The organism is Aminipila sp. (genome assembly GCF_032051575.1).
GTDB lineage: Bacteria > Bacillota > Clostridia > Peptostreptococcales > Anaerovoracaceae > Aminipila.
The window spans coordinates 14,800-33,568 of record NZ_DAMBYD010000007.1 but is presented as its reverse complement, the minus strand read 5'-3'; the positions used below and the strand labels follow the sequence as shown (position 1 = coordinate 33,568).

Below are 18,769 nucleotides of genomic sequence, written 5' to 3'. Positions count from 1 at the left end.
AAAAAGAATTCATAAACCAATGGAGGGATAATCTATTATTACTTAATACTGTCATTTGATATAATTTGCTCTGAAATCATATCAAATTTTTCTAAAGGGAAGTATCCAATAGAATTTGTTTGATTTGCGGATGAAGATAAAATGGATACGCTACCATGGGCTATACCTAGCCGGCGGCTTATGGGTCCATATTCTGCGGTAGCATTCTGAAGTTTGCTATATGCGGCAGTTATAGTCCTTTTGTCAAATACTCCGGTGGTAATTGAAAGTTTATTATCGTATAGTTTTAAACCCTTTGTAGTATATGAAAGTATACCACATAGTAAGAAAACAATTAATATAATAAGACCAATCCACCATTTATAAAATATTGAAAAGCCTGCAAGGAATGCAATACCCCACAGTCCCCATTTAACTAAAACGGGAAGCATTGCAGATTTTGGAGATTTTTCTTCCTTTTCTTCAAGTATAAATTGCGGAGCAATCTGACTAATTATGGATTGAAGAACATCCGGTTTAACTAACAGACAAAAGATAGGAGATTGATTTTCAGCAGCATCTCCCATGCCTACATTGATAATTTCCCCATAGCACAGATTAAAAAATCTTGCTTGAAAGGGTTGTTTTATTACTAATGCATTTGTTTTGTCTAAAGGTAAAGTAAATTGCTTTCGTGTAAATAAACCATATGAGACCACTATTTTATCGCCTTTTTTTTCTAATACAAAATTATTATATAAGAGAAAAGCAGTAAGACTCTTGTATAAAAATGGTACTACAGCAATAAGCAGAGATAAAATTGCAGGCATAACTACCTGATGCATTTCTTTGTCTGAAGTGCAGAATGCCCATATCGCAGCAAATACAACGCCAATGGCATAAATTCCACCTAAAAATGAAAAGCTCAATATGCAGTGCCTAATGACTTCTTTAAAACTAAAAGTAATAATGGGTTCAGAATTACTTTTTGAATTAACAGAATTCGTTGAAACTTCACCTGCAAGAATACTTTCATCGCAAGCTTTCCCATCAATATATGAAAGTATGTAATCCCTGAAAGCAAATGCAGTTTTATCATCGAAGACTAAATTAAAGTCTGTTTTATTAGCAGTAACAGATGAGTTTATGTCTAGCTGAAGCGTATAAACGTCAAATATTTTTTCAAATAAGTTCTGCTGTAAGTTAACCGTGGAAATACTAGAAAGCTTTACTGTAGTTTTGCTTTGAGAAAGCTGATTGCGTTCCAGAATAAAGGTGTCTCCTTCAATACATATTTTTGTTTTCCACCATCGCAATAAATTATAAATGAAAAACACCATAATAACTGCAAAAAATCCTATTAGCCCAAATACCACAGATTTTGAAGGAAGGGATTGCATTCGCATGTCTTTTAATGCATCCATAAATTGAAAAATAAACATAGCTATAATATACCAAATCGCTTTAAAAGTATTCATTATTACTGAAAAGAAGTGACATCTGACTTTAGGCATTCTGATCACTCCTTTGTGCTTTTACTATAGTACCAATTCTAATTCCAAGATTCTCTGCGATTTCTTCTGCAATTTGGTTTTCCAAAAATTTTATATCAACATTACCACCGGCGGTGGTAGCAACTACCTTGCTAAGGCCATACATTCGATCAATTGGACCTCGTTCAATAGCAATTTGATGAACACGCTCAATTGGAGCAGTAGTTTTAGTAATAAACCAAAGGCCCTCTATAACGATAAGTTTTTCGTCATCAATATAATATTTATATCTTTTATATCGAATGATTGGGGCAAATATAACCTGTAAAATAGAAAGCAGGATGATAACCGCAAATATAATATCCACCCATCCAGGTAATAACACATCTCCAAAATAGCAGAATGCCCTAATAATCCCCAATATGGCTAACAGTATGCCATTGCCGATAATGGACGAAAGCCTCATACAGTTTTTGGCTTTTTTGTTTAAACATTTATACTCTAAATTCATTTATAATTCTCCCTTTACTGGATATTTTGCTAAATAAGCTCTGGACAGTATACCATATTCTTACAAAAAATGTTATTTCGAAAAAGTATTTAATAAAAAATTAATATTTGTTTTTATGTAGGTATTAAAGCTCAAAGTGTAATAGCAACGACTCTGGGTGCATATGAAAGTATTATAGATATTTCTCATATGACATAAGGGAGGTTATAAATATATAATGGAAAATAATTTAACTCTTGGAATGACTGCACCTGATTTTACTGCAAATTCAACTTTCGGACCAGTAAAATTATCTGACTATAAGGGCAAATGGCTTGTTTTTTTCAGCCATCCCGGAGATTTCACACCGGTGTGTACATCAGAATTTATAGCATTTGCTCAGGTATATCAGCAGTTTAAAGACATAAATACGGAACTTTTAGGGTTAAGTATAGACAGCAATCCATCGCATCTAGCATGGGTTAACTCTATATATGAAGTATCAGGTATTGAAATACCGTTTCCAATTGTTGCTGACCGTATTGGAGATATTGCCCGTGAATATGGTATGATTGCTCCAGATGTAAGTAATACCACAACTGTCAGAAGCGTTTTTATCATTGACCCAGAGCAAAAAATAAGGGCAATATTAACTTATCCAATTACAAATGGCAGAAATATACCGGAAATATACAGGTTAGTCACAGCACTTCAGACTACGGATGCGGAACATGTATTGACTCCGGCTAACTGGAAACCAGGCAATCCTGTTTTAGTACCGCCGCCTAATACATATGAACAATTAATGGAAAGAAAAGAGAATGCAGAAGAGTTGGGACTAATTTGTAATGACTGGTATTGGTGCTTTAAACAGCAGTGAAATGAAAAAATAGTAAGAGATTTAATAAAGTGAGGAGTACTTTAAAATAAAGTGCCTCCTCGCTTTTTTTATATAATAGGAAATATCGATAGATTGTGGCGAAGCCACATTTCTTATATTATTGTGCAAAAGGCATAAACATTTCTAAAGTTTCGACATCATAGTAAACGTACATAAATTTGATGCTCCAAAAATCTATTGAAGTTATATATTTTCCATCTTTATCCTGTAATATTATGTAATCTAAGCCTACTTTGATAAGGTAACCATATTTTGAAATAATTTCACCGGCGCCAATAAAACAATCAACCTGTACATAATGACCTATCTGTGTGCGGAAGAATTCATTAACATTTTGTAAATCGTTATAATTAAGGAGTTCCTCATTTTCTTTAGTCAAAAAAGGGGTTTGGGATATATTTTTCAGAATACCAGCCCTTTCAGATTTTAAGTTAGCTCTTATTTCAGATATTCTTATTTTCGGATTATTAAAACATTGTGACATCAAAAAACCTCTCTTCTATTTCTTCTCTTTTAGATTTAATATATGCATTTTAAAATGGTTGGTTCTTAAATACGCTTCTTATAAAATAATGAAGCAATTAAATTGTTCTTTTATAATTCTTAAAATGTTTTTACAAACTTATGAAACTTTTTGCTAAGCTGTATCGTTATAATAGTGTAAGGAGGCGGAGGAAAAGAATGTCGACATTAAAAACTCAAATATATACAGCTTTAATTGAATTTATTGAAAAAAACCAAGATAGCATATATCGGATTGCTTATAGCTATGTAAAAAGTCAGGATACAGCACTTGACATGGTTCAAGAGTCAATTTACAAGGCAATCAAAGCTTATGATAAAATTCAAGAAGAAAGCGGTGTAAAGCCATGGTTCTATAAAATATTAGTAAATACATGCATGGACGAACTCAGAAGAACCAAACGCATCATTACAACAGCACCAGAAGAAATTCCAGAAGAAGTAGAGGATATTTTATCTATGAAAGCTGATTATATGGTGCTACATAAAGCGCTTGAAGAACTTGATCCAGAAACAAAAACTGTTATTGTATTACGGTATTTCGAAGATATGAAATTAACAGAGATAGCAAGGGTACTTGAAGAAAATATTAACTCTGTAAAAAGCAGACTCTATAGAGGTTTGCGTTCATTGAAAATTCAAATGAAAGAGGGGGAATTTGGTGATGCTGAATGATGAAAAAATTTTAAATCTGAAAAAAGGATATAAAGATGTAGAAATTCCTGAACAGCTAACTCAAATTGTTCAAGATACTATAAACCGTGCAGAAACAGAATTATTAGAGGAAAATATTAAAAAAGAAAAAGCACAAAGGGGTAAAAAAATGAAAAAACAAATTGGAAGTATTGCGGCAGCAATTGTTATAGTTATAGGGGCTTTCGGTATAGGGGTAAATACTAATGAAGCATTTGCAGACTCTGTATCTCAAATTCCTGTTTTAAGCAGTCTGGCAAAAGTTTTTACAATAGAACAGGTTCATGAAGAAACGGATTCTTATGTGGCTGACATGAAAATTCCTGGAATTGAAGGCCTGAAGGATGAAAAACTGCAGAAGAGGATTAATGAGTTGGTGCATAATCAAGTAACGGCTGCAGTTGACGAAACTAAAGTTACAATGCAAGATTATAAAAAGGCATTTTTAGAAACTGGCGGTAAGGAAGAAGATTTTATGCAGCAGGAAATAAGTGTTGATTATGATGTGAAGTGCTTAAGTGATAAAGTCTTGTCTTTCTCTGTATATAAAACGGAAACTTTAGCCAGTGCATATTTTGATATGTTTTATTATAACTATGATTTAACAACTAGTCAGCCGCTTACACTTAGAGACATGTTAGGTAGTGATTATATAGAAATTGCTAACAAACAGATAAAAGAGCAGATTGCAGAACGGGCAAAGAATCCAGATAACATGTATTGGGATGGAAGTGATGGAATCGAAGGCTTTACAAGCATAAGCGATAGCCAGCAGTTCTATGTTAACAAAGCGGGTAACCCTGTAATTGTATTCAATAAATATGAAATTGCTCCAGGTTATATGGGTATACAGGAATTTGAAATCACAAAATAGCTTAAAATTAAAATAAGTCCTAAACAGGACTTATTTTTTTTGGTATAATAATAAAAATGCTTTTTAAAATGATATAAGTTTTTATTACTATTAGATATTAAGGAGATGGACATGAACTATAAGAAACAATTTATTGAATTTATGGTTAGAGCGGGTGTGTTAACTTTCGGTGATTTCACAACAAAAAGTGGGAGAAAAACACCATACTTTGTAAATACAGGTAACTACAAGACCGGAGCCCAGGCAGACAAGCTGGGGCATTTTTATGCAAGCTGTATTGTAGAAAATTTGAAAAACGGAAATATAAAAGAAGACATTGCGGCCTTATTTGGGCCAGCTTATAAAGGTATCCCTATTTCCGTTGCAACTGCTATTGCTATGTCAAGGGATTTTGATAGAGATATTAATTACTGTTTTAACAGAAAAGAAGAAAAGGACCATGGCGAAGGTGGAAAGATGGTAGGCTATAAACTTCAGGATGGAGATTCAGTTTTAATGGTTGAGGATGTTATTACAGCAGGAACTGCCGTTAGAGAAACCCTTCCACAGCTTTTGGCTGCTGCAAAGGTAAAGGTTGAAGGCTTGATTATATCTGTAGACCGTATGGAAAGGGGACAGGGCGAAAAGACTGCTATTCAGGAGATTGAAGAGGAGTTTGGAATTAAAACATACCCAATTGTTACAGTTAGAGAAATAATAGATGCAATGTACAACACAGAAATAGACGGTAAGATTGTAATTGATGATGCTATGAAAGATAGAATGGAAGAATATTTAACTAAATACTGCGTAAAGTAACCTTAAAGAAAAGCGGCTCCATCATTGAAATGGAGCCGCTTTTATAATTTAACATACACAGTTTAATTGGATTTTACAGCAGCCTGTAAAACCGTGTTTGCAACTTTTCCAGCTACCTTACTTCCACTACCGCCGCCTTCAACTAATACAACAAAGGCATAGGGGTGGTCCTGATCTTGAAGGAAACCTGTAAACCAGGCATTGTCAGAATCAGAAGCATCATTTTGTGCAGTTCCGGATTTTGCACATAGCTCCAACCCTGGGAAATTTCCCTGACCATAATTGTTAAGCACATTATTTCGCATCATGGTAGCTAAAGTGGCTGCAGTTTCTGCATTAATTAAGTTGTGAGTATGATGTCTTAAATATAAACTAGTCCGAACGCCTCCTGTAAACGCAGTATGTGAAATAATCTGGGGCTTTGCAGTAGAGCCTCCATTGGCAATTGCTCCTGAATAAACCATTAAGGCACACGGATTTACAAGATCCTTACCTTGACCAATTCCTGACCAGGCTAAACCACCTTTGCCGCCAGAAGTAAAATCGAAAGAAGATTTGGCTGTTTTAATACCATTTATGGAAAGACTGTCAGTAAGACCGGCTTTCTCAGCATACTTTTGCATTTCACTGCTGCCGATTTCAGTAGCAAGCTGACCAAAAACACAGTTACAGGATACAGCCAAGGCTTGTTCCATGGTCAAATCGCCATGTGCACGTGGACATGTAATAAGCTGATTGCCAATGGTGGTTTTACCATCACAGTGAAAAGTCCTGTTCTCCACTCCATCAAGGGTTTCAAGAGCGGCTGTAGCGGTGATTAATTTAAATGTGGAGCCAGGTATAAAGGTGGCTGAAAGCAGTCGGTTTATATAAACTCCTTCATACTCGTCGTCACCATCCTTAATGGTAGGAGGTGAAGCAGGATCATAGGTTGGAGCACTTACCATGCAGATAATTTCTCCAGTTTTGTAATTATATACACCTACAGTACCTTTGTGTCCGTTTAGTGCCTTGTAAGCGGCTTCGCATACTTTTGCATTTAGAGTTAGATAAAGATCCCTGCCACCAGGGAAAATCGGTTTTGCCCCTGTAATGACATTGTAACCGGTTAGTTTATCTGCAAAACGTGTTAATGCGCCGGTGCCTATCATTCCTGTTGGTTCACCAACTGCATGAAGTGTAGCTTTACGAATATAAGCGTTGCTGGAATATTCCCATTTAGCATTTGTATCATCATAATCAGCAAGTACGGTTCCCGTTTCGTCCAGTATTCTTCCAGTATTTAATACATTGTTAGTATATAAATGCCGATTGGCAGAAAAAGCCGACCAGGTGTCACCTTCTACAAAAAATTTGAAAGTGAAAATTCCTGTGCCTGCGACTAATACAAGAGCAAGAAAAAAGCATACTATTGTGCGAGAAGTTATTTTTTTCATTTATTTTCCTCCTCTTGGTCATCTAGCTGGTCAAATTTATTAAAAAAATTATTGATTTGATTTTGTTTAGCATCATAATCGGATTGTTCAACATGCATATGGTCAAATTGTTTTAAGAAAGAATCAATTTCATCATCTGCTTCATCTTTATCTTCAACATTTAATTTTTCGGAATCCTCATATTCGTACGGATATGAGGCCATTTCTTCATTATCGTAATAAACCGTTTCGTCACCTAAACTAGGAAGACTTCGAACAGCAAAACTTGCGTTCTGTCTTGTATCAGCAGCCTTTAAAAAGGCTAACAAACCCCAGGAACTTATCATACTGGAGCCACCGCAAGAGATAAAAGGAAACGTAACACCAGTTAGGGGAAGTAAATCGACAGAGCCAAATACATTTAAAATAGTCTGAAATACTAAAAGTGAGGTTGCTGCACATGCTGCGGTAGTGTAGAATGCGGAACGACCTGTTTTAGTAACCCTATATGCAAATATAGATAAAGTGACAATACTTGCTACTGCTAATAATGCTATTATAAGACCCCATTCTTCACATAACATTCCAAAGACTAAATCGGTATTTGCAGCAGCGATATTATGTAACCATCCGTTACCAGCACCTACACCAATCAGACCTCCACTGGCAGCAGCAGACATGGTGCGGACTTGTTGATAGCCAGAGCCAGTAGCATTCTGCCAAGCATGCCCCCAGACTGAAAAACGGGAAGCAATATAAGGCTTAAACCTCAAAACTAATCCACCACCAGCTACAGCACCTCCACAAATTAACGATAAAGTGGCAAAATCCCCAGAACGAAGAAAGGCGATTACAAGGAATACTACGAAGAAAATTGCTGCAGTTCCAAAGTCACTCATTATAGCAAGGGCGCATAAACAAAATCCGGATAATAGCATGAAACCCCATAAATTTCTTTTAACAAAAAGTCGATCCAAGGTGGCTGAACCAGCAAAAATAAAACACACCTTAGCTAATTCAGAAGGCTGAACTGAAATTCCGGCAATGGAAATCCAATTTTGTGCTCCATGTATAACCGAACCAAATACAAGGTTAATTAAAAGAAGACCAATTGTAGCCAGGGCCATAAAATGTCTGGTTTTAATAACTCGATTCAAATCTCTTAGATACCATCCTAAAACTAAAAATACTGCAATACCTAATATGATAGTAAAGGTTTGTTTTAGAAGGGAATCTGGAGCAGAGGAAGCTGATATTGCAAGATTTAAGGTACAGGCAAAAAAAGCCAGTATTTCTGGTTCAAAGCCTGTTCGTTTAGCTAATTTTGAAAGCATTACGTAGCCCCACATAACCCCTAAAAGAGTTCCATAGCATAACACAATAGTGTTGGAATAATCGGGACGTGTAATTATTAGCTGAAATACGGTTAATATTTGAAAAATTGTCAGCATGACAAACGAAGCCCAGGGTGGAGTTGGACGGCTTTGAGCTATTCTGTTTTGCTGCTGTTCCTCATGTTCTGACTCTGAAATGGTCTCTAAAGTAAGAATTACCCCTCCCAACATAATGGTTTCCCCAGGTTTTACTGAGGCTGATTCTTCTATTTGATGACCATTACATATGGTTGGGTTTTTTTCTGAAAGGCTGTAGACCTTCCAATTGCCATCATCATCACGTATTAGTGAACATTGAGTTCGAGAAATTGTAGGGAAATTAATCACTACGTCACAGTGCCGTGCACGGCCGACAGTACACTCCCAGTGATGTATAGGAAATTTTCCAAGTTCAGGTGACACCAAATAGCCCCAGGTTTCTTCTGGATTTTTTACCCTAAGCATGTCATGAAGTACAGATAAAAGAATGCCCAGCGCAAGCACGGGGAAAACCCATCGTACTATTCCGCCATACCAATCTGCAACTGTTGTAGGATTCTCTGTGATCCATTGAAAGGAATATTGAGTTATTTCCCAAGTGCGTGCGGCAAAATCTGAAAGTACTTCGCCAATATTATTCATAAAGTCGGACAACTTGTAACCTCCTTGTATATATAATGGTATACTAACTTAATAGTATACCATATGAAGGCAAGATATTGTATTGACAAATTTAATGATTTCATGCAAAATCGGTAATAGCATGTTGAAAAAAGAACTAATCTAGTTGAAAGGAAAATACAATGGACAAATTTTTTAAATTAAAAGAAAATAATACGGACGTGAAAACAGAAATTATTGCAGGTGCTACTACATTTTTATCTATGGCGTATATATTGGCTGTTAATCCCAATATGCTCGCGGAAGCAGGTATGGATAGTGGAGGAGTTTTTACGGCTACAGCTATATCAGCAGCAATTGCTACGTTAGTAATGGCTTTCTTTTCAAACTATCCAGTAGCTCTTGCATCAGGTATGGGCTTAAATGCATATTTTACTTACTCTGTATGCATACCACTAGCTGAGCAGGGAATAAATGAGCCATGGAAGATTGCGTTAACAGCGGTATTAATTGAAGGGATAATCTTCATTCTACTATCAATTTGTAAGTTTAGAGAAACTCTTATAAATGACGTTCCTAGAAACTTAAAGTATGGTATTACTGTTGGGATTGGATTATTTATAACTTTAATAGGCCTTAGTAATGCGGGAATTGTTATAGCCAGCAGTTCAACTTTAGTAGACTTGGGAGCTGTTCCCTCAGCCCCTTTTGCATTAGCATTTTTAGGATTTTTGATTATTTGTATCTTAAATCATCATAAGGTGATCTGCCCTATATTATGGGGCATTTTAGCAACTTGGGGATTGGGAATGATTGCACAATATATAGGATGGTATAAAGTAGATTTTGCACTAGGTCATTATCCGGTATTTCCAAACTTACATGGGGTAAGTTTTACACCATCAATGCCTTCACTTTTTTCATTTGACTTTGGATTTATTGCAGATAATTTCATGCAATTTGCGGTAATTGTATTTTCATTTTTATTTGTAGATTTATTTGATACAGTTGGTGGATTAATTGGAATTGCAGACAAAGCGGACCTTTTAGATGAAGATGGAAAATTGCCCAGAGCCAGTGGAGCACTGCTTTCAGATGCTGTTGGGACAGTCGTAGGTGCGTGCATGGGTACTTCTACGGTCACCACCTATATGGAAAGTTGTGCAGGTGTAGGGCAGGGGGGAAGAACGGGGTTGACATCAGTTTCCACTGCTGCTTTTTTCATGATTGCCTTATTTTTCTCCCCAATTTTTTTAGCAATACCTAGTTTTGCTACTGCACCGGCTTTGATATTTGTAGGCTGGCTTATGATGAACTCTGTTAAAAAGATGAAATTTGATGGTGATATTGCGGACTCCATAGGAGGTTTTGTAGCAATCGTAATGATGCCATTCACGTATTCCATTGCAAACGGTATTATGTTTGGTATTTTAAGCTGGGTAATTCTAAAACTATGCTCGGGTAAAGCTAAAGATATACCAGCTATTATGTGGGTAAGTAGTGCTTTGTTTACGCTTAGAATTATTACTATGATTATCTAGCTTTAAACTTTTTATTTGGAGATATTTAGGAATTGTGGTACAATAGAAATATATGCAATTTATAAAGCAATGATAGGAGCTTAGTATGAGTATTGATAGAATGAATTTAATAAATCAATATGTTCAAGGAACAAATCAGGGAACAGTTGCTATTGCTGCACCTAATGAAAAGAAAAACAATTTTGAACAGACTCTGAACAAAATCGTTTCTGGAAATCAAGGGCTTGGATCACTTTCTAATGCTATAAATTCATCTGATAATATAACTACAAATACAGAATTAGATGAAATATTTGCGAAAGCAGCTGAAACTTATGATGTACCAGAAGAATTATTGAAAGCAGTAGCAAAGGCAGAATCAGGATTTAATCCAAATGCAGTATCAAAGTGTGGCGCAATGGGTGTTATGCAGTTAATGCCAGCTACGGCCAAAGCATTGGGGGTAGTTGACGCATATGATCCTGAACAAAATATTATGGGTGGAGCCAACTATATATCTCAAAAACTAAAGGCTTATGATGGAGACATTACTTTAGCTTTGGCGGCCTACAATGCGGGATCAGGGAATGTAGCAAAATATGGAGGGGTACCTCCTTTTGCAGAAACCCAAAATTATATAAAGAAGATTCTTGGATATATGGGAGAAGACATTGAATTACCAGAACAAGTCACTAGAACGAAAGATAGTTCAAATTCAGTGTTAGATAAATTGTTATCTGGGACTAATTCATATTCTCAGATGAGCACTGAAGAGGCTTATTTGGCTGCTAGATTACAAATACTACGTCATCAATTAGATATGCAGGAAATATTCGCATCAGGAAGCTCTGAAGATGAAGATAAAAGTTATGATACAGGATTAAATGAATTACTGAATTCTTTAAACAGCTTATAGAATAAATAAAAATATAAATATTTTGAAAAAATGTTTGGAAGAGAGGGTGTTATTGATGGAAAGAAGAGTTGGAACGGTTTCTAGGGGATTAAGAGCACCTATAATCAGAGAGGGCGATGATTTAAAGAAAATAGTAGTAGATGTACTATTAGGTGCTGCTAGTGCTGGTGAATTTCAAATTCAGGATAAAGACATACTAGCGATTACTGAAGCTGTTGTAGCAAGAGCTCAAGGTAATTATGCTACAAAATCACAGCTTGCAGAGGATGTCAGGGCTAAGCTAGGTGGAGATACGATTGGAGTTATATTTCCAATCTTAAGCCGTAATAGATTTGCTATTTGTCTAAGAGGTATAGCTAAGGGTGCTAAAAAAATTGTATTAATGCTTAGCTACCCAAGCGATGAAGTAGGGAATCCATTGGTAGATATTGATTTACTTGATGCAAAAAATATTAATCCATATACGGATGTACTTAGTCAGGAGCAATTTGAAAGTCTTTTTGGAAAGTCAAAGCATACTTTTACAGGAATGGATTATGTGAATTACTACAAGCAGTTAATTGAAGAAGAGGGAGCAGAGGCAGAAATTATTTTTGCTAATAATCCAAGAACTATTCTTGACTATACTAAGAAGGTTTTAACTTGTGATATTCATACTAGAGTTAGAACGAAGAGAATATTAAAAAATGCGGGGGCAGATATTGTATTAGGGTTAGATGACTTACTTAATGAAAGCATTGCTGGAAGTGGATTCAATACAAAATATGGTATACTTGGCTCGAATAAAGCTACAGAAGAAACCATAAAGTTATTTCCAAATGATTGTACTGAGTTTGTAACAAGTATTCAGGCAGAAGTTAAGGAAAAGACAGGAAAAGTTATTGAAGTCATGGTTTATGGTGATGGTGCTTTTAAAGATCCTGTAGGAAAAATTTGGGAGCTTGCAGATCCTGTAGTTTCACCAGGATATACAGAAGGACTTGAAGGAACACCAAATGAAGTTAAGATTAAGTATCTTGCTGACAATGACTTTGCAGACTTGAGTGGTGATGCACTTAAGGATGCTATTTCTGAATACATTAAGAATAAGGACAATAATCTGGGAGATTCAATGGTAGCACAGGGAACAACCCCAAGAAGATTAACTGATTTAATTGGTTCACTCTGTGACTTGACTTCTGGAAGTGGAGATAAGGGAACCCCAATTGTTTATATTCAGGGTTATTTTGACAATTATACGAAATAAGAAATATAAAAAGAAGCATTTACTAAAAATAAATGCTTCTTTTTACTATGATTGTTGGGATTATTCGTTTAACATGGAAACGATATCATTTTTAGGACGGGCACCCACTGCCACATTTACAACTTTTCCCTCTTTTACAACGGCCAAAGTTGGGATACTCATAACATTAAAAGCACTGGCTAGTTCTGGCTGTTCATCAATGTTTACCTTACAAACCTTTGCAGTTGGTAATTCACTTGCGATTTCATCGACAATAGGGGAAACCATTTTACATGGACCACACCAAGATGCCCAAAAATCAATTAGTACTGGCTTATCTGATTCCATAACTTCTGTTTGAAAATTATCTTTTGTTACTGTTAATGCTGACATATTTTTTCTCCTTATAATTTTTTATACGATCAAAATGTTTTGGTTTATGTTATGATTATAGTCTATTTTATACCCATATTCCGTGACTTTATCACCAAATTAGCAAAATAGTTTATTTACCGAAGATACTTAACTACAGATGTCCCTGCGATGGCACCATCGCTTACCGCTTTAGATATTTGCAATAATCCGCCAATGCAATCACCAGCAGCATATAATCCAGGAACATTGGTGGACATTTCAGAGTTTACTATAATTTTGTTTCCTTCAGTAAAGGCTCCTATCTTTTTGGCTAAGGCAGAACTGCCAGCGGTTCCGTAAGCTACAAAAATACCATCTAATTTAATTTTATTTTCGTAGTTAAGAGTAACCGATTCGAGAGAACCGATGCCGCCTAATAATGGGTTTGAAGCACCTGGATTTAAGCTGGAAATTGCATGCTTCTCAATTTTAATTTCTTTTGGAAAGCTAACAGTAGGTTCTGAACCATTTGTAAGTAAAGTTACAGAGTTTACGATAGGAAGAAGTTCTTTCACCTCATTTAGCGCATATTCACCACTGCCTAACACTGCTACATCTTTATTTCTATAAAAAAAAGCATCACAGACTGCGCAATAACTAACGCCTTGCCCTTCTAACTCCTTAAGCCCTTTAATAGGAGGGGCAGTTCGGGAAGCACCTGTGGCTAGGATAACAGCATCAGATAAATATTGGTTTTTGTCAGTTCTGACAGAAAAAGCACTTTTTAATTGTGTAGATTCTGAATGGTTATCAATGGCACTTATTCCTACAACTTCTTCATTAATAATCTCTGCACCTAATCGTTTGGCTTGTGCAATACCAGTTTCTACTAATTTAGACCCAGCTATAGGAAACTCAAATCCATAGAAATTTTCGATTTTATCAGCTTTACCCAAGGAACCGAGCCCATGGCCTATAACAATTGTTTTAATTCCGGCTCTGATTGTATATAATGCAGCCGAAATACCAGCAGGCCCATTGCCTATAATTATTACTTTTTTCATAATAAGCCTAATCCTTTCTACTAAAACTAATATAATATTTACCCGTAAATTTTTAAATTATAACCATATTAAACCATAAAATAACTTAAGGTTTCAACTACATTGTTATTTTTCTAAAAATATTTTATAATATTCTTTAATTAGCAAAATAATTCTATTCGGGTTAAAAATAAAAGTACAGCTTATAAGCCGTACTTTTGTTTTTTTCTCATTAATTGAGCCTGAGTCATATTTAAATAGGATGCAGCTTTTCTAGTGCTGCCTTCTTGTTTTAGAGCATATTCTAAGAGTTTTTTCTCCTGGCTTTCTATTATTTCTGCAAAATTGATTCTGGCTGAGTTGCGGAAAGAGGTTTTTAAGTCAAAAGCTATATCAGAATATATATTTTCATTTATAATCATATCCACATCGGCTATATCAATTCTATTTATACTGGTATTTATAATAATTCTGTGCATTTTATTTTCAAGTTCACGGACATTACCTGGCCAGTCATAACTAGCAAGCCGTTTGAGTGCATCACCAGTTAATTCTTTGTAAATACCATACTGCTTATTATATTTAGCGAGAAATGATTCTGCAAGACAGTATATATCTTCTCTACGTTCTCTAAGTGGAGGAACGTCAATACTGCATATGTTCAGTCTGTAATATAGATCTTCTCTAAATTTACCTTCTTCAACTAATTTGTGTATAGGTATGTTATTAGCACATATTACGCGGACATTGACATTAATTTGTTTAGTACCTCCAATTCTATAAAAACTCCCTTCCTGAATTACTCTTAAAAGTTTAGATTGTAGAGCTGGAGATAGTTGACCTATTTCATCAAGAAATAGAATACCATTGTTAGCTAATTCAAAATAACCTTTTTTACCACCCGCTTGAGCACCTGTAAAGGCTCCAGCTTCGTAGCCGAAAAATTCTGATTCAGCTAGATTTTCTTGTATGGTAGCACAGTTTATCTTGATGCAGGAATTTGACTTTCTATTACTGTTTTTATGTATAAGCTCTAATATTTTCTCTTTGCCAACACCAGTTTCTCCTTGAATAATAACATTACAGTCATAGTTTGCTATATTTATTACCTGATCGGCTAAGTTTTTGGTTACAGGGCTGGCAAAAACGAAATCATCAATGCGGTTTGTTTTATTTAAATTCCTTTGGGCGGTAGCTTTATCCCCAAAAGTGTAAGCTGTTTTATTACTTTCGTACATATTATTGATTTCGTCTAAATCCATACGCATTTCGGTCAGTAATTGAATTGTAAAATTATCATAGCCCTCATAATACTGGTCTAAAGAATATGTTGTTATTTCTTTACCCATACTTTCAGCAATAAGAATTGCCTTGCTGTAGCCATTTCTTAAATTTGTAAAGTATAATGAACCTTTCTCTTTAGTCATTAATACACTAAGAACTTCAGAACCTGATAAATCCTCACAGTTTATAGTAAAATCCATAAGATGTGAATCTTCTTGCATAATTTCTTCTACAGCTTCAATTGGATTGGTTACATCAACAATTCTAAAGCGATCGGCATATTTTAAAATTACAGTTTCCACTTGCTTATAGGTAAGGCTGCCACAGGCCTCATTGTCCATAATTGTAAGAATGTAGCAATTTTCACCTAAAGCTTTTTTTACAGAACCAATGTAAACCATTGTAGAAACAAGGTCTTTCCCTATTATAAGAACCCTCATTCCGAGCTTAACCATGGTATTTATTGTATAAATGGAACCAGCTTCGTCAAGGGTGGTCATGGTGTAATTAAGGGCTAATCCCTCTGGCTTAATGAACATAGGTGAATTTTCGAATAAAATAGTATAGCCTTTTATAATAAGTTCACCATAATTGTAATCTATTGATTCAATTTTTTCTATAAAAAGGGGGACGGATGTGATAGTTGTGTTGCAAAGTACTTCATCACCTACATTGTACCAGGGCCTGTTTTCTTTAAAAACTTTACCTATTTCTTCAATTTTACCGTAGACCATACCGCCGCTATCAGTAAATGGGTTGTGCAGTTTACCACGCTTCTGGACAATATCAATAATTTTAGCTTTTATGCGGTCTTCATCATAACCACATTCGTAACAGATTTGTTCAAAGCTGCTTTTTTCCATGTGAACCAGCCGAGTATTAATTCTGATTTCTCGTTCGTTAATTTCTCGCCTATTGTCAATTTTCCATGCGGTAACAGGAATAGCACCTTTGGGCTCAATAACTCTGCTTATACCAAAAGTATCTTTCATATGACAGACTCCTTTATTTGAATACTGAAAAATATAAAATTAGTTTGCGTATTGTTAAGTACTAACTTGCGAAATGTTACGCTGCTGTGCGAATCGATTTCGAATCAAAAATACCATAAAATCTTCAAAAAAGCAATGAAATTTATATAAAATTTATATATAAAGCAAAATAATAAAGTTGTTCGAAACGATTTCGAATCAAATCTCAAAAATATGAATCGAATCCGAATCAAAAAATAGTGAAACCACGAAAAATTTCTCGTTTGAATTCGATAAAAAGTAGTTACTACTTTCAACAGAACCAAACAAAAAAATAAATTGAAAAAAATTCATAAATAAAAAGGTCTGATTACAAGGTTTTAATAAGAATTATCCGATATTAGAAAAATAATAATAAAGAGTTGGCATAATAATTGCTATATATATTGGCAAATGATATGACAATTATAATTAATACATAAAAAAGATGAAAATAATGAATAAATGGAGGTAATTAAAATGACAAAGAAAATTGACGAAGCTTATAAACACTGTTTCGCTCATATATGTGCTTCAGGCGTAACAACATTGATGACACTTCAGGAGGTTTTAAACACGTATGCAGATTTAATGTGTAAGGACTTAGAAGATTGTGGTGTTAATGCTGATAAGAAGGCTGTTACTGATTATATTGCAGAACAGTATAGTCTGTTAAAAGGCATACAGAATAAAGATACTGACATCATAAGAATGTAGTTGAAAATAGCTATAAAAATAAAAAATAGCAAAATGAAACGCGAATGCGTTATTAAATGGGTTAACTTCCTCAAAGTTATAAAAAATAAATGATAAAGCTAAAAGAGCCGGATTATGCCGGCTCTTTTGGTATCTGTTTTTATGATTAAAATTGGCACAAAGAAAAAGAGGAGGCAAATATAAAAATGCTCCTCTATAATTTAAAAACTTTATAATAACTATGTAACCTATACTGCAATATTACTCAGCCGGTGCAATGTCAATCTTTTCTTCTAAGACTTTTTCATATTCAGCGAAGATTGCATCTTTAATTTTATTTCTTGTTTCAGAGATAAGTGGATGAGCGATATCTCTAAAGTCTCCCTCTCCCATCTTTCTACTAGGCATTGCAATAAACAATCCATTTTGACCCTCAATGATTTTTATATCGTGTACGACAAACTCATCATCAAAAGTAACTGAAACAACAGCCTTCATTTTCCCATCATCATTAACCTTACGAACCCTTACATCAGTAATATTCAAATCTGGTCACCATCCTTTCATGCCACAAAACATTATGCTGCGCATTTTTTGAAAAATAGATATTTGCCAGTATTATACATTAACAACCAAAATAATACAAGGGGTTTTGACTAAAAAATATGTATTTTTTAAAAAATCTGACAATTACTATAGACCTGAATTTCCTTGGTGTTTTCGTCTACATTACCTAGATACAATAATGTGCAATAATCTTGTATCTTTTTTTTCTCAGGCTCTGTTGATGCAATGACTACACCTGTTCCTACTATTTCTACATCAAACTCACCTAATATATCCTTAATTCCCTTGACACTTCCTCCTGCACGCATAAAGTCATCTATTATAATAGCTTTTGAACCAGGGACTACAGCCCGTTTGGATACTGACATTTTTTGTACTCGGTCAGACGAACCTGAAAAATAATTTATACTTAAAGTGGAACCTTCAGATATTTTGCTTTCGCGCCTAGTAACTATCATGGGAAGATTTAGCATATGTGCTGTCATAGTGGCAATGGGAATCCCTTTGGTTTCTATAGTTGCAATATATTCTGCCTTATAATCCTGAAATTTTCTTGCAAATACAGTAGCTACCTGCCTAACTAAATTGGAATCAAACATAATATCTGAGGTGTATAAAAAACCACCGCCCAAAATTCTACTGCCGTCTCTAAGTTTTTCGCATAATTCTTCCTGGAGTAGTTTACAATCTTCATCAGAGATATAAGGAATATATTTTACGCCTCCACCTGCTCCGGAAGTAGTCTGTATAATTCCTAGGTTTACGGACTGAAGTGTTTGCCTTGCAGTTTGCAAATCTTCGCTTATACTTGATTTTGCAGCATCAAATAGATTGCAAAAGTAGTTTAGACTATATGATTTGTTTGGAGTTTCGGATAAAATTTTAATTATTGCAGCAACACGTTCAGCTCTTTTCATGAAAGTCCTCCTAAAATAGTAAAGTATATATATTTCTTATTATACCATAAACTAATAAAATCATATAATATTTTAATA

18 protein-coding genes are annotated in these 18,769 nt (G+C 34.9%); 8 read left to right on the top strand and 10 right to left on the bottom strand.

Translation table 11 applies throughout. The features are described from left to right. Positions 1 to 38 precede the first annotated feature (38 nt). Positions 39 to 1,493 (bottom strand): PH domain-containing protein, encoded by a 1,455-nt coding sequence (locus tag RTW14_RS10805; protein WP_312650921.1) that lies wholly within the window; start codon positions 1,491 to 1,493, stop codon positions 39 to 41. Continuing rightward, positions 1,486 to 1,983, bottom strand: a complete 498-nt coding sequence (locus RTW14_RS10800; RefSeq protein ID WP_312650918.1) for a PH domain-containing protein — start codon at positions 1,981 to 1,983, stop codon at positions 1,486 to 1,488. Before RTW14_RS10800 ends, RTW14_RS10805 begins: the two co-directional genes overlap by 8 nt. Positions 1,984 to 2,200: 217 nt before the next feature. Here RTW14_RS10800 and RTW14_RS10795 point away from each other — a divergent pair, with 217 nt between their 5' ends. Further along, the gene (locus tag RTW14_RS10795) at positions 2,201 to 2,842 is read left to right on the top strand and encodes a peroxiredoxin (protein ID WP_312650915.1); all 642 of its coding nucleotides are present in this window, start codon (positions 2,201 to 2,203) and stop codon (positions 2,840 to 2,842) included. A 118-nt stretch (positions 2,843 to 2,960) separates the two neighbouring features. On the opposite strand, the gene RTW14_RS10790 is transcribed toward RTW14_RS10795, so the two are convergent. Beyond that, entirely contained in the window at positions 2,961 to 3,347 is a 387-nt protein-coding gene (locus RTW14_RS10790; RefSeq protein ID WP_312650912.1) for a hypothetical protein, read from the bottom strand. Positions 3,348 to 3,544: 197 nt separating this feature from the next. Here RTW14_RS10790 and RTW14_RS10785 point away from each other — a divergent pair, with 197 nt between their 5' ends. From RTW14_RS10785 to pyrE, 3 genes are all read left to right on the top strand, one after another. Then, positions 3,545 to 4,060 carry an RNA polymerase sigma factor gene (locus tag RTW14_RS10785; RefSeq protein WP_312650909.1) on the top strand — a complete coding sequence of 172 codons (516 nt, stop codon included), beginning with the start codon at positions 3,545 to 3,547 and terminating at the stop codon, positions 4,058 to 4,060. Beyond that, positions 4,050 to 4,952: a DUF3298 and DUF4163 domain-containing protein gene (locus tag RTW14_RS10780; RefSeq protein ID WP_312650906.1), complete on the top strand. Its 903-nt coding sequence runs from the start codon at positions 4,050 to 4,052 to the stop codon at positions 4,950 to 4,952. The genes RTW14_RS10785 and RTW14_RS10780 overlap by 11 nt, the downstream gene beginning before the upstream one ends. Positions 4,953 to 5,063: 111 nt before the next feature. Continuing rightward, positions 5,064 to 5,750: an orotate phosphoribosyltransferase gene (pyrE, locus tag RTW14_RS10775; protein WP_312650902.1), complete on the top strand. Its 687-nt coding sequence runs from the start codon at positions 5,064 to 5,066 to the stop codon at positions 5,748 to 5,750. Positions 5,751 to 5,812: 62 nt separating this feature from the next. On the opposite strand, the gene RTW14_RS10770 is transcribed toward pyrE, so the two are convergent. Continuing rightward, the gene (locus tag RTW14_RS10770) at positions 5,813 to 7,186 is read right to left on the bottom strand and encodes a penicillin-binding transpeptidase domain-containing protein (protein ID WP_312650898.1); all 1,374 of its coding nucleotides are present in this window, start codon (positions 7,184 to 7,186) and stop codon (positions 5,813 to 5,815) included. Beyond that, positions 7,183 to 9,192, bottom strand: coding sequence for an FtsW/RodA/SpoVE family cell cycle protein (locus tag RTW14_RS10765; protein ID WP_312650893.1), 2,010 nt, complete (start codon positions 9,190 to 9,192; stop codon positions 7,183 to 7,185). Before RTW14_RS10765 ends, RTW14_RS10770 begins: the two co-directional genes overlap by 4 nt. Positions 9,193 to 9,341: 149 nt before the next feature. On the opposite strand from RTW14_RS10765, the gene RTW14_RS10760 reads away from it, so the two are divergent. From RTW14_RS10760 to RTW14_RS10750, 3 genes are all read left to right on the top strand, one after another. Then, entirely contained in the window at positions 9,342 to 10,700 is a 1,359-nt protein-coding gene (locus RTW14_RS10760; protein WP_312650890.1) for an NCS2 family permease, read from the top strand. A gap of 85 nt (positions 10,701 to 10,785) precedes the next feature. Next, positions 10,786 to 11,595: a lytic transglycosylase domain-containing protein gene (locus tag RTW14_RS10755; RefSeq protein WP_312650886.1), complete on the top strand. Its 810-nt coding sequence runs from the start codon at positions 10,786 to 10,788 to the stop codon at positions 11,593 to 11,595. 55 nt (positions 11,596 to 11,650) lie between these two features. Further along, on the top strand, positions 11,651 to 12,841 hold the full coding sequence (locus RTW14_RS10750; RefSeq protein ID WP_312650883.1) for a coenzyme F420-0:L-glutamate ligase: 1,191 nt from the start codon (positions 11,651 to 11,653) through the stop codon (positions 12,839 to 12,841). A gap of 60 nt (positions 12,842 to 12,901) precedes the next feature. Here the strand turns inward: RTW14_RS10750 and trxA are convergent, their stop codons facing one another. From trxA to RTW14_RS10735, 3 genes are all read right to left on the bottom strand, one after another. After that, positions 12,902 to 13,213, bottom strand: coding sequence for a thioredoxin (gene trxA, locus RTW14_RS10745; RefSeq protein WP_312650879.1), 312 nt, complete (start codon positions 13,211 to 13,213; stop codon positions 12,902 to 12,904). 116 nt (positions 13,214 to 13,329) lie between these two features. Further along, positions 13,330 to 14,238, bottom strand: a complete 909-nt coding sequence (locus RTW14_RS10740) for an NAD(P)/FAD-dependent oxidoreductase (RefSeq protein WP_312650872.1) — start codon at positions 14,236 to 14,238, stop codon at positions 13,330 to 13,332. A gap of 182 nt (positions 14,239 to 14,420) precedes the next feature. Continuing rightward, the gene (locus RTW14_RS10735; RefSeq protein ID WP_312650868.1) at positions 14,421 to 16,493 is read right to left on the bottom strand and encodes a sigma-54 interaction domain-containing protein; all 2,073 of its coding nucleotides are present in this window, start codon (positions 16,491 to 16,493) and stop codon (positions 14,421 to 14,423) included. 498 nt (positions 16,494 to 16,991) lie between these two features. Here RTW14_RS10735 and RTW14_RS10730 point away from each other — a divergent pair, with 498 nt between their 5' ends. Beyond that, entirely contained in the window at positions 16,992 to 17,228 is a 237-nt protein-coding gene (locus RTW14_RS10730) for a hypothetical protein (RefSeq protein WP_312650865.1), read from the top strand. 240 nt (positions 17,229 to 17,468) lie between these two features. On the opposite strand, the gene spoVG is transcribed toward RTW14_RS10730, so the two are convergent. Together spoVG and purR are read right to left on the bottom strand one after the other, a co-directional pair. Further along, complete coding sequence (gene spoVG / locus RTW14_RS10725) at positions 17,469 to 17,753, bottom strand: septation regulator SpoVG (RefSeq protein WP_312650861.1); 285 nt, start codon at positions 17,751 to 17,753, stop codon at positions 17,469 to 17,471. Between the two features lie 128 nt (positions 17,754 to 17,881). Beyond that, positions 17,882 to 18,691 carry a pur operon repressor gene (gene purR, locus RTW14_RS10720; protein WP_312650859.1) on the bottom strand — a complete coding sequence of 270 codons (810 nt, stop codon included), beginning with the start codon at positions 18,689 to 18,691 and terminating at the stop codon, positions 17,882 to 17,884. Positions 18,692 to 18,769 lie beyond the last annotated feature (78 nt).